The sequence below is a fragment of the Bacillus sp. ILBB4 genome, assembly GCF_035064545.1.
Classification (GTDB): domain Bacteria; phylum Bacillota; class Bacilli; order Bacillales; family Bacillaceae_H; genus Priestia.
In genome coordinates this window covers 740365-755479 of sequence record NZ_JAIQVD010000003.1, presented here as the reverse complement: position 1 = coordinate 755479, position 15115 = coordinate 740365, and the positions used below count along the sequence as shown (strand labels likewise).

General features: G+C 36.8%; 13 protein-coding genes and 3 pseudogenes. 3 read left to right on the top strand and 13 right to left on the bottom strand.

The genetic code is table 11. The annotated features are described in order from the left end of the window. Positions 1-91: 91 nt before the first annotated feature. Both LAV82_RS16100 and LAV82_RS16095 read left to right on the top strand, forming a co-directional pair. A complete protein-coding gene (locus LAV82_RS16100; protein ID WP_047931438.1) occupies positions 92-580 on the top strand; it encodes a DinB family protein in 489 nt (162 codons plus the stop codon). Between the two features lie 31 nt (positions 581-611). Then, complete coding sequence (locus LAV82_RS16095) at positions 612-1190, top strand: DUF6434 domain-containing protein (RefSeq protein ID WP_499716456.1); 579 nt, start codon at positions 612-614, stop codon at positions 1188-1190. 114 nt (positions 1191-1304) lie between these two features. On the opposite strand, the gene LAV82_RS16090 is transcribed toward LAV82_RS16095, so the two are convergent. The 13 genes and pseudogenes from LAV82_RS16090 to LAV82_RS16030 form a co-directional block, all read right to left on the bottom strand. Further along, positions 1305-2807: a malate:quinone oxidoreductase gene (locus LAV82_RS16090; protein ID WP_336438526.1), complete on the bottom strand. Its 1503-nt coding sequence runs from the start codon at positions 2805-2807 to the stop codon at positions 1305-1307. 745 nt (positions 2808-3552) lie between these two features. Further along, a pseudogene (locus LAV82_RS16085) lies at positions 3553-3804 on the bottom strand (DUF4352 domain-containing protein); the annotation flags it as partial. An 83-nt stretch (positions 3805-3887) separates the two neighbouring features. Continuing rightward, the gene (locus LAV82_RS16080; RefSeq protein WP_271994782.1) at positions 3888-4223 is read right to left on the bottom strand and encodes a hypothetical protein; all 336 of its coding nucleotides are present in this window, start codon (positions 4221-4223) and stop codon (positions 3888-3890) included. Between the two features lie 23 nt (positions 4224-4246). Next, entirely contained in the window at positions 4247-4741 is a 495-nt protein-coding gene (locus tag LAV82_RS16075) for a hypothetical protein (protein ID WP_499716455.1), read from the bottom strand. A 1011-nt stretch (positions 4742-5752) separates the two neighbouring features. Beyond that, positions 5753-5992: pseudogene (locus LAV82_RS16070) on the bottom strand (bacteriocin immunity protein). A gap of 11 nt (positions 5993-6003) precedes the next feature. Further along, positions 6004-6264 (bottom strand): annotated as a pseudogene (locus LAV82_RS16065) (pyocin-S2/colicin E7-DNase domain-containing protein); the annotation flags it as partial. A gap of 99 nt (positions 6265-6363) precedes the next feature. Beyond that, entirely contained in the window at positions 6364-6588 is a 225-nt protein-coding gene (locus LAV82_RS16060; RefSeq protein ID WP_427076352.1) for a hypothetical protein, read from the bottom strand. Positions 6589-7337: 749 nt separating this feature from the next. Next, positions 7338-7733 (bottom strand): immunity 22 family protein, encoded by a 396-nt coding sequence (locus LAV82_RS16055; protein WP_033579301.1) that lies wholly within the window; start codon positions 7731-7733, stop codon positions 7338-7340. A 19-nt stretch (positions 7734-7752) separates the two neighbouring features. Then, complete coding sequence (locus LAV82_RS16050; protein WP_477741379.1) at positions 7753-8151, bottom strand: hypothetical protein; 399 nt, start codon at positions 8149-8151, stop codon at positions 7753-7755. Positions 8152-9015: 864 nt separating this feature from the next. Next, positions 9016-9456 (bottom strand): SMI1/KNR4 family protein, encoded by a 441-nt coding sequence (locus LAV82_RS16045; protein WP_013057446.1) that lies wholly within the window; start codon positions 9454-9456, stop codon positions 9016-9018. Between the two features lie 15 nt (positions 9457-9471). Further along, positions 9472-11781: a T7SS effector LXG polymorphic toxin gene (locus LAV82_RS16040; protein WP_499716454.1), complete on the bottom strand. Its 2310-nt coding sequence runs from the start codon at positions 11779-11781 to the stop codon at positions 9472-9474. 200 nt (positions 11782-11981) lie between these two features. Next, positions 11982-12254, bottom strand: coding sequence for a DUF5344 family protein (locus tag LAV82_RS16035; protein ID WP_016764504.1), 273 nt, complete (start codon positions 12252-12254; stop codon positions 11982-11984). Between the two features lie 6 nt (positions 12255-12260). Next, on the bottom strand, positions 12261-12614 hold the full coding sequence (locus tag LAV82_RS16030; RefSeq protein ID WP_043983084.1) for a YwqH-like family protein: 354 nt from the start codon (positions 12612-12614) through the stop codon (positions 12261-12263). A gap of 336 nt (positions 12615-12950) precedes the next feature. On the opposite strand from LAV82_RS16030, the gene LAV82_RS16025 reads away from it, so the two are divergent. Then, positions 12951-15083, top strand: coding sequence for a GDYXXLXY domain-containing protein (locus tag LAV82_RS16025; RefSeq protein ID WP_499716453.1), 2133 nt, complete (start codon positions 12951-12953; stop codon positions 15081-15083). The last annotated feature ends 32 nt before the right edge of the window (positions 15084-15115 follow it).

The window sequence follows — 15115 nt, the reverse complement described above, 5'->3', positions numbered from 1 at the left end:
TTGCCTAGATGCTTTTTCTTCTTTTTACAAAGGAATTTACAAGCCTTAATCTAATTTAGTAAGAGGTAAAAAAACATGTGAGGTGTGGTAGATGATTCATTTTTTTGAATATAATTGGCAAGTGAGAGATGAATGGTTTAGCTGGTGTTATCAACTTTCTAGAGAAGAACTGTTGAAGAAGCGGACTGGAGGAATGGGCAGCATTTTACAAACTCTGTTTCATATTATTGATGTGGAAGACAGCTGGATACGCGCCATCCAAGGTAAACCAGATATCGTTCTTTCTTTTGAAGAACACGATACGCTCGAAAAGCTTCAAGCACTCTCTTCTGCACATAGACCCGAAATTGCCGACTTTCTAAGTCATTTGAATTTTTCCAACAAAAGGTACGTAACAGTCCCTTGGGATTCTACTTCTTACACGGAAGCTGACATTGTGCATCACATCATCATTCATGAAATCCATCACATCGGCCAGCTTTCTATTTGGGCAAGAGAAGTGAATAAACAGCCTATTTCTTCTCACTATGTAGGAAGAAACATAAAAGACATTCCTTCGTACTTCTCTAAAAACAATTGATCAACAAGAACAAACGTTCTATATTAAATATATGGAGGTGAAAACGACGAGACCTGAACTTACAAAAGACTTACCTATCAAAGACTTTACCGATTTTTACTGGCTCAAAACCGAGCTGCAGCAATTTTGCCGAGAAAACAACATGAGCGCGTCTGGATCTAAAATGGAACTTTCAAAAAGAATTGAAGTATTTTTAACAACCGGTGACACTCAACAATCAAAATCACCTTCTAAAAAACGCTCGTTCTCTAAAACACAAGCGCCGCTAACATTAGATACCGTCATTGGGGAAAATCACCGCTGCAGTCAAGAAGTACGGGCTTTTTTTAAGAAAGCCATTCATCCTACGTTTCATTTTTCCACGTATATTCAAAACTACTTTAAAGAAAATGTAGGGAAAACCTATCGAGATGTGGTAAAAGCGTGGCATGAAGAAGAACGAAAAAAGCAGCCTTCTTATCAAAAAGAAATTGCGCCTCAGTTTGAGTACAACCGCTTTATTCGCGATTTTTTTAACAATCCGAAACACAATGGAAAAAGCCATGATGATGCAATTGCAGCGTGGAAGCATTTAAAACTTCAGCCTGGAAGCAATCAATACCGCTCTTAGATCAAACTTTACATATAAAGACCACTAAAACACCACCTCAAGAAAAGGTGGTGTTTGTGCACGCCTGTAGATTTCTTCACATACACATGTGCTGTTTGTTACGGCGTAAAATCTTTAGCTATAAACGGATTCTTTTTTAATTAAACCGAGCGTCTGTGAAGTAGACGCATGAATTTCGTTAAAGAAGTCTGGATGATCAACTAACGACATGCCATAGGAAGGAATCATTTCTTTTATTTTTGGCTCCCACTTGTTCATGTTTTCTGGGAAGCATTTTTCCAATACTTCTAGCATAACGTGAACCGCCGTTGATGCACCAGGAGAAGCGCCAAGAAGTGCAGCAACAGAACCATCAGCGGCACTTACAACTTCTGTACCAAACTGAAGCGTTCCTTTCCCACCGGCTTCCGTGTCTTTGATTACCTGCACACGCTGGCCTGCTACGACGATATCCCAGTCTTCGCTTTTCGCGTTCGGGATAAACTCACGCAGTTCTTCTACACGTTTTTCATTTGATAACAGCACCTGCTGAATTAAATATTTTGTTAACGCCATTTCTTTGACGCCTGCTGCTAGCATGGTTAAAATATTATTCGGCTTTACAGAACTGATTAAATCCAAGTTTGACCCTGTTTTTAAGAACTTTGGTGAAAAGCCGGCAAATGGACCAAACAACAGCGTCTTTTTATTATCAATATAGCGTGTATCAAGGTGCGGAACCGACATTGGCGGAGCTCCGACTTTGGCTTTTCCATATACTTTCCCGTGATGCTGCGCAATCACTTCAGGGTTATTGCATACCATAAATAATCCGCTTACTGGGAATCCTCCAATATGCTTGGATTCAGGAATACCTGTTTTTTGAAGTAAAGGCAAGCTTCCGCCTCCACCTCCGATAAAGATGAACTTTGCCGTGTGGTACTCAACTTTGCCGCTGTCTACATCTGCGACTTTTACTTCCCACATACCGTCACTTTTACGTTTGATATCTTTTACGCTTCGTTTGTAGTGCACATTAACGCCTTTATTCTTCAGATGGTCAAACAACATGCGTGTTAAAGCACCGAAGTTTACGTCTGTTCCCGAATCAATTTTAGTTGCGGCAATTGGTTCATTTGACGTGCGCCCCTTCATGATTAGCGGAATCCATTCTTTTAGTTTGTCAGGACTGTCGGAATACTCCATTCCTTGAAACAACGGATTGTTTGACAGCGCTTCAAAACGCTTTTTCAGAAACGATACATTTTTTTCCCCTTGTACCAAACTCATATGCGGAATTGGCATGATAAAATCTTGCGGATTGCGAATCAACTTGCTGCTTACCAGATAAGACCAAAACTGTCTTGATAGCTGAAACTGCTCGTTAATTCGGATCGCTTTTGTTATATCTATAGATCCATCAGCTTTTTCTGATGTATAGTTTAGTTCGCACAGCGCAGAATGGCCCGTCCCTGCATTATTCCATTCGTTCGAGCTTTCTTCCCCTGCGTCTGCGAGTTTTTCAAATACTTTAATGTCCCATTCAGGTGCTAACTCTTTGAGTAATGATCCCAAAGTTGCGCTCATGACTCCGGCACCAATTAAGATAACGTCTGTTTTTTTCTGTACGTTGCTCATTATAACCTTCCTCATCCCCTATATTTGTAAAAAGATGTAGGCGCTCCTGCTTACGTAGTAAAAAAATTCAGGTGCGACCTAAGAACACACCTTTTTCTGTCTCACTTATAACTATATCACAGTATAATTGTCTGATGATTATAAACTATTCAAAAATGATAAAAAAGTGAGAAAATCGCCCACAAATTCCAAAAAACTTATTAAATTCCGTCTGCATTTTCTTTTATTAGGAAACTGTTATACCTACTTTTAAGTATCAAAACAAGAGTTTGAAAAATAACAAACTATTCCAAAAATTCAAATTAAAAATCAAAATAACTTTCTTGAAAATTTCACCTACTATAACTATACTCACTCGAACGAACAAACAGCACTAGAAATAGAAAAGCCTTCATTCTTTTTGACTAGTTATACGTAGACGTATATATGTATAGAGCACCGGCTCGTCCAGGTGCATTTTTAGAAAAATAAGTATATATTGCAATGACTAATTTTCAGCTCATATTGCAAGTTACAATATCTATGTCATATAACATACCATGAAATAAGTGAATAAGTAAATGATTATTCAGAAATTTATGTTATAAAACCTAACATGTATGTTGACTTTTACATAGGACATACTTAACAGTAATTTACATGCTCCTTTCATTTTAAATTTGTTTAATTACTTTATTTATGAGCCATGGTTGTTGATGAGTTCAATCAAAATAAGCCACGATTAGCACGTGACTTATTTTGATTCTTATTGAGCTGGTTGAATATCATCTTGTGTAAACGTCCAAACACCACGATTTTTACTAAAACCGCTAAATTCAAACTTAAAATCGCCTTCTTTTGGTATATCAAACGTTGCAATACCGCTTTGTTTTTCTCCTGGTGAAATGTTTCCGTTCAAATGATTCTCTGTGGCACCAGAAACAACCGTAGCAAAGTATTGAGTGTCTCCTTTTTGAATATCAAAATGAAGTAGCTCACTTATTTTATGATTTTTCTTTCCTTTATTCTTATATTTTGTTTTCTATTCATATTTTTAAAACTATATTAATCTCTCTTACTTAACTCTTCACTTACTTCTTTTTATTCAGTATCATCATCAAACATTAAATTATCCATTTCTTCCCTGTCTCTTGCAACTCCTTCTATCGTCTCAATTAAATTTTTTACCATTTCAAGTGTAATCTCTTCTTCATCTTCGTAAATTTTGATACTTGCTCCCATTAGAAGCAATTCCTCAGCAGACGTCACTAAAAATTTCAATTCTTCTTCATCATAATAATCACATTTAATCACAGGATTTCCCATACTGATATTTTGTTTTATGTCACTTATAGATTTAGATGTTTTTTTTCTTAACAAAGGAATATATTTATTAGCATTCGAGTCATTAAGAACTACTAAATTAATTGTTTCCATATCTATCATTCCTTCCGTAATAATTAAAATTCTATTATTTCCTTAATCGGTTTTCCAGGCAAACTATTTTTATAATTCCTTCCATGCCATCCATAAAAATGTTCTTTATATGTTAAAGGATATATAACCTCTCCTTTATCTGCTAAATGAGGGTATTTTGCAGCACTATATGTGTGATGCCCTTGTAACGTTTGTCCATTAAATTTAGCTCTCTTTTTATTTAAAATATCCTCTATTTGTTCATTAGACCAATTCCTTGTAGGTGTTTCTCCATTTAGAATTTTTATTCTTTCCTGTTTCCAGAATTCTACTACACCCTTATCCCTTCTTCTCGCAAACTTTTTATTCCAAATATAAGATTGATATTCCTCTTTTGTAATAGTTCTATTTTCTATTTTTAATTTTAATTCTTTCATCTTCTTAGCACTAAGTTGCTTATATGAAACTGGATGTTCTCTTAAGTCAAAATCTTTAACCCTTTCGGCTATAACATCCTCTGCCTTCAGTGTATCCTTCACCCGTACCCTTAGAAACAGCTTCCTGATCATAAACCCCTTCAACATTCGCTTTACTATCAGGCTTTTCCACTTTCTCCAAAGCTTTGGACTGACCTTTCGAAACATTCCCCATCTTATACGTCGTTAACCCATTTAACGCTTTACCAAAGGTCTGTCGAGGTAACGCCTTTCCTATCCCTACCAGTTGAGGTTGAGGACGTAAAGTCGGTATCTCCCCATCTAGTAAAGGTTTGATCTGCTTTTGAAACGGTTCATATACCTTTTCTGACTAATTGCTTGCTGCTTTTGGGCTAAATCATTTGTTCAAGACCTACTTCCTTTATCACGTTCCCTTGTTTTTCTTTTCTTGTCAAGGTTAGTTAAATCCAGACTTACTCCTAGTTAGCTACTCTCATTACTTCTTGATCACTATATCTATTCTTCTTCGGATACCTTTTTATCAAATCCAACTTTATAAAAAAACCTTGAAAGGGTTTAGCCAATCAAGGAATAAATAATATATTTGTTAAATTTCCAATCTACTAATAAATCAAGGTAATACTTATCATTTTCTTCTATTTTCTTTAAAAATTAGCAATCTTACCTATATCCTATATTGTATGTAATCTAATAATAAAAGCACGTGTTGCCTACCGTAGACAATCAAGTGCTTTAAGTTCATATGTTTTTAAGTAGCATAAATTTGTAAGTTTTATAGTAACAGTGTGTTACCTTTTGTAGATCACGACAAATACTATATTAAATCTTACGAGTTTGTATGAGTTCGTTAGTTTAATATACATTCCATGTGTTTATATTTATCACCCGGTAAAATGTCATCTAGCCTAAGCTCGTACTTTGTTTTCTATTCTATCATTGCGCGTAATACTCTATGATGGTACAAACATCATGAAGTACGAACTTCAAAATGACCTTTTCTTTTTTTGTACACTTCACATATACCTTGTTTTTCATATATATGTGTATCAAACACTACAAACTTTATCACTTTTGTAAATTGCCATTATACACCTATCTATCTTTTTCATCCTCTTCATATGCTAATGCAATTGTTACTATTTCCTCTGTTGATAACTCTTCATCATGTCAAAAAATTAAGTCACTTGGAGCTGGATGAGGTACATTACTTTCTAATATATCAATATATTCACTATATTCACTCACTTCTTCATCAGACAACTTCGGATTACATATTTTGTCTACAAATTCAATTAATTCCTCTTTAGATAGTTTATTTTCCGTAACATTCATCCTTTCCTAAATCAATGTCCTTTTTTCCTAAAATGATATGCTGGATCTAATATGTTTTGATGCGTTTTTGGTGAAGTAATTATTAAATTATCAAGATTATATACTTCTCCGCCTTTATCTATAGGCTGTTTATGATGAAGTATATATGACTTGTGTTTACCATAATGTTCAAGCTTAGGAGCAATTGGTGCATTTCCCTCTAACATTCTTGTAACATTTCGGCTATTAAACTCTTCTGCAAAACTTGAGTTTGCAACTGACTTCCAAAACTCTATATATTTCCCAATATTAACCTATAAATAGTTATAAAATTCTTTAAATGTGAGATATGCTTGACTATCTTCATTTATAGTAGAAGCTATTGAATCAATTTAAATCAAGACATGGTAATCATCCAAAGAAATTTTTAACTGCGACAAGTCATATTCATCTGAATCATTTTTGAATAAAATAGCTTTTATTTCACCAACACACCCTTCCCTCAAGCTAAAATTTTGCAATACTTCTTTCATTCTCTTTCTCATATTTATTTCTGTAAAAATATCTTCTAATAGAATTTCTATTTCTTCATACTCTTTCATCAGTTTGTATTCCATATTTCTCTCCTTAGTCCGAAACGTAATTATAATCTGTATCATCTATTTCTTTAATAAATACTGCAATTTATAAAATTACGAGCCCTACAGGGACTCTTTCAAGTATATTCACTTATTTTTTATGTATTTTTGGTTGATTGATAGGTTTCTCAATTTAATGTGGAGTTTTCACAAATTTAAAACAGCCTTTCTTCTCTTGCCTATCAGTAAATACACTTGGACTTTCCCTTCTCGATTTTCATCAACAAATTCCACACACGTTTCTTTCAAATAACCATAAAAATCTGAACTGTGCATGATGATTTCGTTATGTGCTACTATGTTAATAAATATTATGATTCTCCCCTTAAATTCAATCCCTTCGGAATACTCTGGAAGTTCATATTCCATCATATGATTTTACCACGGCTCTCTATTAGACAAACACTCTAGTACATTAAATCGATCACTCTTCATCTAAGAAAAAAAATCTTGAATGACTGGCTGTTTGTCTATTAACATGAAAAACCTCCTAATAGCCTAGTAATATACTATATCCCCTAAGAACGTACTTCTTTTTCTATTTTATCATTGTATAAAGCACTCCATGAGGGTACACTCATCATGAGTTTGCTATTTCACACAACCACGTTTACTTCGTCAAACAAATTATAATACATGCAAAAAAGCACCTTTTGTCATTAGACAAGAAGTGCTTTTTTCTTCAGATAATATATTAATAAATATACTTAGGTTCTTTAATTCAAACTCTAATCTTCATAAATAACAGAACCCATATATTTAAGCTTCCTACCATCAAGTTTTGCTTCCTCAACAAGTTCTTCATATTCAAAATCATACAACCGAATCACAATATTGTACGGTTCTTCTAAGCTTTCACCATAAAAGTCTTCAAGTTCACTTATAAGTGAATCAGAATACGAAGCATTCTTTAGTAATTCGGACAAAGAAGATGTAGGATATTCATTGTAGGTACATTCTAATAAGTCTTGATTGTACTCAAGGAAATTTATTTGAAAATCATTCATGAAGCTCGAAGGGATTCTATCTCCCTCATCATCATATTTTATTTCTACATACTTGCTTAACAAATCCTCATCACTACAATTTCCAAACCAAAGAGAAACAGCTCCTGGGTTTTCCATCATAATCCCCCTTTTCTATTTACCTAAGTCCTTCTGGCAATGAATCAATTCCACCTTTTAACCTATAATGTGCCCAATTTCTTAATTTTCTTTTAAATGTATCGTAGTTAAGTGAGTAATCAATTAAATTGAGAAGCTCTCTATGAGCTTTGCCAGAACCATCAAACCCATGTCTTCCTACCGGATTAACAAATTCAACATCTTTCGTTAACGTTCTCATTTCTGCTATATCTTCAGCCGTTACACCCCACCGCTTAAAAATTGGCGCTCGTGATACTAAGTGCCATTCATGGTACCCACCAGGATAACGAATTCTACTCTCAATAATAGTCCTTAATTTTGGAGTAGACCAAGCTAATTCAAATTCATCTACGCTCAATTCATTAAACCATTTTGCAAAGGCTTTACTTCCGGGCATAGTCTCTGATGTAAAGGTTCTAGTCCTCGCGGTTTCTTTTACAAAGTGGTCTTTTACCAGTTTATTTAATTGCGCATTTGATAATTTTTTTCCTTCTGTTTTTTATTAGCAGAAGGTTTTTTTCGAGTGTCAGGTTTCACTCTACTTGCTTTAGGTCTTACCGGCTTCGGTATACTAGTGTTTGATCTGCTTTTGAAACGTTTCATACACCTTTTCCGACCAATTTATTACCACTTTTTCACTGACGATATTATACCTATCACTTCATATTTTGGTCGTTTTAGGTGTATATATGCCCGGAACTTCTGTTACTTTTGAAACAGATTTTATGGCACCTGCAGATTTTGCACACCCTACATTTGTAAACCGGACGAGTTTATTAAATAAAAGCAAATAAGCACCTATTGTCTAGAAGACAATCAAGTGCTTTAAGTTCATCTGTTTTTAAGCATCATTAAATTTGTAAGTGTTATAGTAACAGTATTACATCAAAACTTACTAGTTTGTACGAGTTCATTAATTTCATGCCCATTCTATGTGTTTGTTTATATTCATCACCCAGTAAAACGTCATCTCGCCTAATCTCGTACTTCTTTTTCTATTCTATCATTGCACATCATACTCCATGATGGTACAACCATCATGGAGTATGCACTTTTTAATAGTCTACTCTTTTTCTTTCGACTGCAAATACACTTTATTTTCTACTCACCCACATATATTTGTTATCTTTGACTACAAACCACATTTTTTGGCGTTCTCCTGTGTAAATTATAGTTTTAGCATTTATAAAGTCACTGTAATCCATTTCGTATATTTGCTTAATCTCTTAAATTATTAATTACAACATATAAAATTTGGTAACTAAGGATTCTTCAATCCATTAATAAAACCCTTAAAGCTATCAGCTATTTTATACGTATTTTCTTCTTCACTAGACTGCGGAAAATAAAAAGAGTGATCCCAATAATATACACCATGGTTTTCAGTATCTGTAATAAGTACAATTAATCCTGAACCTGGATCATCTCCTATTATTAAACTATTCGGTAACATATCTTCTTCAAACTCTTCATAGCATTCACTTAAATCAAAAGTTCTTTTTACACCTATACCATACAAGACATCTAAAGGGATTTCCTGATTTAATTCTTTAACAAAAAATTTACTATACCTAACTTTCGAAGTCCCCCCATTATATTCACTTAAAAATTTTTTATAATCTTCCGGAAGTAAAAATCCCAAAAACTCTTCTAATTCTTCAATCGATTCTTCAGTTGCTTTACCAAAAGCATTTAAATTCATTTATTTCACTCCCATTTAATCTTTTAACTTCTTAGCTAATGACATTCCACCCATATGTCGAAATCTTCTGTGCATCTCTTTATTAACTTCTTGCATTGTTGTTAAATCTTGATGATGGTGCCACGTGTTTTCATCTAATTTCGGTCCATTTGGAGCTAATTCATCAGCCTTAGCAAAATCAATGTCATATCTATTAAATTCACCTATCGGAACTTCTTGTCTTACCAACCCAGCAGATTTAAAGTCCGGAAAACCTCCAGGATAAGAAACTTGATTTGGAGGAATATCCCAATCAATATAAGTCCATATTCCTTCCTCGCCAATTTCGATTTTCCCACCTTTTTTCTGCCATTTTTCAGGATCTCTAGAATATAGGGGTTTAGTAGATAATTGTTCCTCTGTAAACTTCACTATTTCTGAATTTTTACCCGTACCCCAAGCAACAGCCTCCTGATCATAAGCCCCTTCAACATTCGCCTTACCACCAGGCTTTTCCACTTTCTCCAACGCATTCGACTGCCCTTTTGAAACACGTCCAATCTTATACGTCGTTAACCCATGTAACGCTTCACCAAAGGTCTTTCCAGGTAACGCCTCTCCTATCCCTACCAGTTGAGGTTGAGGACGTAAAGTCGGTATCTCAGCATCTAGTAAAGGTTGAAGCTGCTTCTGAACAGGTTCATACACCTTCTTCGACCAATTGCTTGCTACTTTTGGGCTGACGACATTTCGCATATCGCTTAATGTTTTGGTTGCTTTATATGCAGGTACACGCGGAACGTTTGTTACTTTTGGAACGGATTTTACCGCTCCTGCGGGTTTCGCTCCTCCAATGACACTCGCAAACAGAAACATGCTGTTTTCCCAGTGCTCTTTTGAAAGAGGTTTGTCCGGATTAAGTGCCTGCTGCCCTACATCTAAGAGTCCCATCGTTGCGTGATTGACAAAGTCATACGGTGAATCAAACGATTTTTCTCCTCGTTCATTCAACCCCTCTTTGAAGGAAACAGCGCCATCAAATCCGCCCATCGTTATATAGTTTCCAAAGTCATGCAAGGAGTTGTACCGTTTATCTGCTCTCTCTCCCATACCGGCCCAAATGTCTTGTGCTACGCCTTTAGTACCCGTAACTGTGCCTTTTGCTAAAGTTATAGCACCTTCTCCTACGTCCTTGACTACAGCTTTTATACCGGTTTCTTCTTTTTTAGCTTTAGGATTTTCACAGATTTCTGTAAAGTCAAAGGATTCAGCTGTTTTTTTAGTCCCAACACTCCTAACCTGGCCCTGACGCACCACCGACTGCATAAGCATTCCCTCAACGCCCGTAGCGTTTTGAAGAACCTGTTGAGACGCTAGCATGCCCACAGTTGAAGAATCGTTGAGCGCCTGCAGGTATGGGCTTTTTTCAAGTTCCACTGCTTGCTCTGCAGGTGACAGTTCCGCTAGTTTTTTCATGTTAGCAGGTGCTGTATCCTGCTGAATTTGCGTTAGCACTTCTCTTATGTAAGGCGAGTTTTTTTCAAGCTTGTGAATTTCTTTTAACTGTTCAGCAGGCGTCATCGCCTGAAGCTGAATCAGTTTTTCAAGGCCTACTTCCTTTATCACTTTCTCTTGTTTTTCTTTTCTTGTCAAGGTTGTTTGAATGCCTTTTTCAAAAACCGAGACGCCTCCTGAATGGGTCATCGCTTTTTTCGCCAACGCACTCAGCTCACTTACATTGCCCGGCTGAATGGAACCATTTTGAAACCCAGCTTTCACTTTAGAAAGCAGCGAGTTTAAAGACGTCAGCTGATCTTGAATGGCTGAAAGGCTTTGCGTTTGCTGTTCGTCAAAACGGACTAAATCGTTCATCGTTTTGTCCGCTTTGTGTTTTGCTTGTTCTACTTCTGTTAAAAAACCTTGATCGTTAAGCGCTGAAACAGAAGCAAGGTGACTGACTTTTTGAATCGCTGCATTCGCTTGATCGACAAGCGAAACGGTTGTATTTCTTGTTTGATTTAAATACGCAGGAATAGTGTCTTGTAGAAACGGCTGCGTAATGTAGCCGTCTTCGCTCGGTTCAAATGAGCGCAGCGCATGTGTGATTTGAGTTAGTCGAGCTTCATAGGAAGTGAGTAATGAATGATACAGCGTTAAAAAAGAAGCATGTCCCGTTTTGTAAAAAGACCGAATCGCTTCTCCTCCTTTTCCTTTAAACGCATCATCTAAGCTTGAAAATGCCTGAACCTGTGAAATCAGGCCCTGAATTTGTTCTTTTTGACTTTTAATAGAGTCTAAGATAGCTTGAATATTTTCGTGAAAAGCATCGACATCAAGTGTTTTCAATAACCTGTAACCTCCTAGCTGTATCGATGTAGAAAAACAACGAACGGTTAACGAACAATGGCCCGTCGTTTTTCTAAACCTAAGCGGACGCTCCTCTTTATAAGGCTTGCATCATCCGCTAGATAAAACCTTTTTATTTGAATGCCAAATCTATGCTGGTTGAAAGGTTGTTTTTGATAGCTTTATATGAAATATGAACATTATTTAGCAGCGTTTGCAGCTTTTTCATCTGCTTCTTTTATGGACTGCACGGATTTTTTGGTGGCGTTCAAATCATCGAGGAGCGTTTGCTTGTAGTCCACAATTAACGTTTGCAGCTGCTGGTTCAGCTGGTTTAATTCATCGAGCACCGCTAGTTCTTGTCCGCTTCCTACGTGAAACGGAAAAAGCGGCTGAAACTGCTGCGCAGCAGCGCTTAGGTCACTAAGCGTTCTATTAATTTCACCATCTATTACTTTAATTTCGTCTGCCATACTGCATCACACCTTATCTTTTGCTTCGTCTTCTTGCATTTTAATGGCGCGTTCCATCCCTTGTATATCCGATTGAAGCGCCGTAATTTTTGCATCAATTGTCGTAAGGGCATCTGTCAGCTGACGGGTCAGCAAATCATCGTATTCGTCTAACATAGCGGTCCGGATGTCTTCAAATCCAACAGCAAGGCTGCCTGACCAAGTGGCGGAAGTGAGCTCTGGTTCTTTTACCTTTTCCTTTGCACGTTCAAGCTCTCCTTTGACTTCCGTTAACGTGTTTTTACTAGCCGTAAGCTGCTGGATATCTTCATGTGCCTGCTTCACTTGGGTATACAGATGAGCAACAAACATCTCATTCATATGATGACACTTCCTTTATATCTATCTCTTGGTTCTTCTAACAGTAATTCCCTTTTATAGCTTATCAAATAAAGAAAGAGAGCACATCGGCACGTTTTCTTATATTTTTTGGGAATAATGTAGGTTTTTAGTTCAATACCCACTCTTCAGGATAAAATAACCAAAACTATCTTACCATTGACAATTTATCAAGATTTTTGGACTACTTCGCTTGTTATTTCCACGCCACTAAAAGGCCTTTTTACACATTTTTTTTGTTAAAACGCATTCATTCTTTCTATTTCCAAATATTTAAACATGCGCTAGTATATACATAATATAAAGAGGAGGTTGAGTATGAGAGAAAAGCTCGTAAGACTCGGTTATTTACTGGGGTTGGCTCTTGTTTTGTCCGGCATTTTATATTTCTTTGCATCGAACTGGCAAGGCTTTGACCGCTACCTTAAAATTGCGCTGAGCGTGGGGCTGATGCTGCTGTTTTACGGAAGTGCGTTTGCGGTGCGAAAGCTGCTTCCTCAGCAGGCGTTTTTAAGTCACTGGACGCTTTTGGCCGGCGCTCTTTCATTTGGATTAAGCATCGCGCTTCTTTCTCAAATTTACAACACGCACGCTGAATCGTACTGGCTGTTTTTAATTTGGCTTGTGCCGGTTATTTTGTTTAGCTTTTTTACAAAGTATCAGCCGTTTTACGTGTTATCGTTTGTTTTATTTCAATTCACCATGGCTTTTTTTATTTCACCAACAGGCGCAGTTTCACAGCGAGGCGAACACGAGACGCTTTTACTTTACGCAGGAATGGCGTTTGTGAACTTACTCATCTTTTGGATCATAAAAAAGAAACAGCGATCGTCTCCTGTGATCATGTATGCGGCGTTTTGTTTGTTTCACTACATTTTTTTAACTGTTTCCCTGCCGGATTTTACAGGCAGCTCTAGCTTACGAATTGGTCTTATTATTTTTTATTTGCTGTTTTTACTAAGCTCCTTTTTTTATTTTTCAAAAGTGGAGCCGCAAAGGTCGTTTTTAGGGATTTCCATTGTGGCATTTGCTTTATTTGTTATTGAACAGTTTTTCTCTTTTATTTTTAAACACTACGCTGAATGGTCACTGTTCTTAGCTTTAGGATTCGTGATTTTATTTATTGGTGCAAGCGTATGGTTTGTCAAATGGCTCACTGCTAACACTTCAGCACAAAAAACCTCGCTCCGCGTAATCAAACGAATAGCGGTGATTGGGATTACGGCCATTGCATCGGTGATCGGCAGCAGCTCTTTAGGAGGTCTCATCACACTTATTACAGGAACATACCCAACAAACGGAATGCTTGTGATTGGCGTTTTGCTGATTGTGGCATGTTATTTGATTAAAGCAGATATTCCAACGGTAAAATATACGCTTTTAATGATGGGCGTATTAATTAGCGGCGGCGCTTCTTTTTTTGTGAACGACATTCTGTTTTTTATCTACGTCATCGCACTTGTAGCGCTTTTAGTATTCACGAAACATACGCCCGTTCGCCTGCTGCTTTTTGTGCTAGTGCAAGGGCTTCTGTTAATAAAGGTTCCGACTACTTACTATGACACTATCAAAATAGATTATGTGCTGCTCGCTTTGTTTCTATTAAATGCCGCTGTATACGCGATAAACGTACACCACGCGTTTAAAAAAGCAGCGCTGCTTCTTGCTTTTATCTTTTTACTGTCGCTGACTGAATTAAGCGAACCTTCTTTTTTAAATATCATTTACTGCACGGTGTTTTTTGTGATTTCGACTGTCTTTTTATTTGTGACGGTACGAAAAGAGCCAAAATATGATTTTATTGTCGGCATGATTTTCTGGTTTGTTTTTTTAGCGATGAAATATTACGACTTTGTGTGGGATTTATTTAATAAATCACTTGTGCTTGTTATTTTAGGTCTTATCTTTCTTTTCCTAAGCAGGAAATGGGACCTGTCAACGCCTGATCAGCCGCAGCCTTCGTTTCTTGACCGCAGCCGAACCGCTGTATGGATCATCGTTCTCGCTCAGCTCATTATTCTTGGCGGCATTTTCACCAAAAACGAAGTGCTTCTTCAAAACGGAAAAGAAATTAAGCTCGCTTTACAGCCGATCGATCCGCGCTCGCTGCTGCAAGGCGATTACGTTGAGCTGAATTACGACATTGCGCACGTTACATTACCTCATGTAAAAGACGGTGAAAAAGTGAAGCTCGTTCTTCGCCCTAACAAACAAGGCGTGTATGAATACGCAAAAATCTATCAAGCGGATGATGACTGGAATAAGCCGTATCCTTCTAAAAAGAAAGACGTTGTCATTACGGGGACGTATCACGAATGGGGAATTCAGTACGGAATTGAGCATTACTTTATTCCAGAAGGAACCGGCAGCAAAGTGGAAAGCGAAGCTCGTTTTGCTACTGTACGAGTTGGAAAAAGCGGAGATGCGATCGTTACAAAAGTAGATAAATAAAAAAACAGCCGCTTCAACATTGAAGCGGCTGT

Coding starts and splice junctions, on each gene's coding strand:
- LAV82_RS16045 (WP_013057446.1), bottom strand. CDS start 9,456: ATGAATTTAAATGCTTTTGGTAAAGCAACTGAAGAATCGATTGAAGAA.
- LAV82_RS16025 (WP_499716453.1), top strand. CDS start 12,951: ATGAGAGAAAAGCTCGTAAGACTCGGTTATTTACTGGGGTTGGCTCTT.
- LAV82_RS16080 (WP_271994782.1), bottom strand. CDS start 4,223: ATGGAAACAATTAATTTAGTAGTTCTTAATGACTCGAATGCTAATAAA.
- LAV82_RS16055 (WP_033579301.1), bottom strand. CDS start 7,733: ATGGAAAACCCAGGAGCTGTTTCTCTTTGGTTTGGAAATTGTAGTGAT.
- LAV82_RS16100 (WP_047931438.1), top strand. CDS start 92: ATGATTCATTTTTTTGAATATAATTGGCAAGTGAGAGATGAATGGTTT.
- LAV82_RS16035 (WP_016764504.1), bottom strand. CDS start 12,254: ATGGCAGACGAAATTAAAGTAATAGATGGTGAAATTAATAGAACGCTT.
- LAV82_RS16095 (WP_499716456.1), top strand. CDS start 612: ATGGAGGTGAAAACGACGAGACCTGAACTTACAAAAGACTTACCTATC.
- LAV82_RS16050 (WP_477741379.1), bottom strand. CDS start 8,151: ATGCCCGGAAGTAAAGCCTTTGCAAAATGGTTTAATGAATTGAGCGTA.
- LAV82_RS16090 (WP_336438526.1), bottom strand. CDS start 2,807: ATGAGCAACGTACAGAAAAAAACAGACGTTATCTTAATTGGTGCCGGA.
- LAV82_RS16030 (WP_043983084.1), bottom strand. CDS start 12,614: ATGAATGAGATGTTTGTTGCTCATCTGTATACCCAAGTGAAGCAGGCA.
- LAV82_RS16060 (WP_427076352.1), bottom strand. CDS start 6,588: ATGGAATACAAACTGATGAAAGAGTATGAAGAAATAGAAATTCTATTA.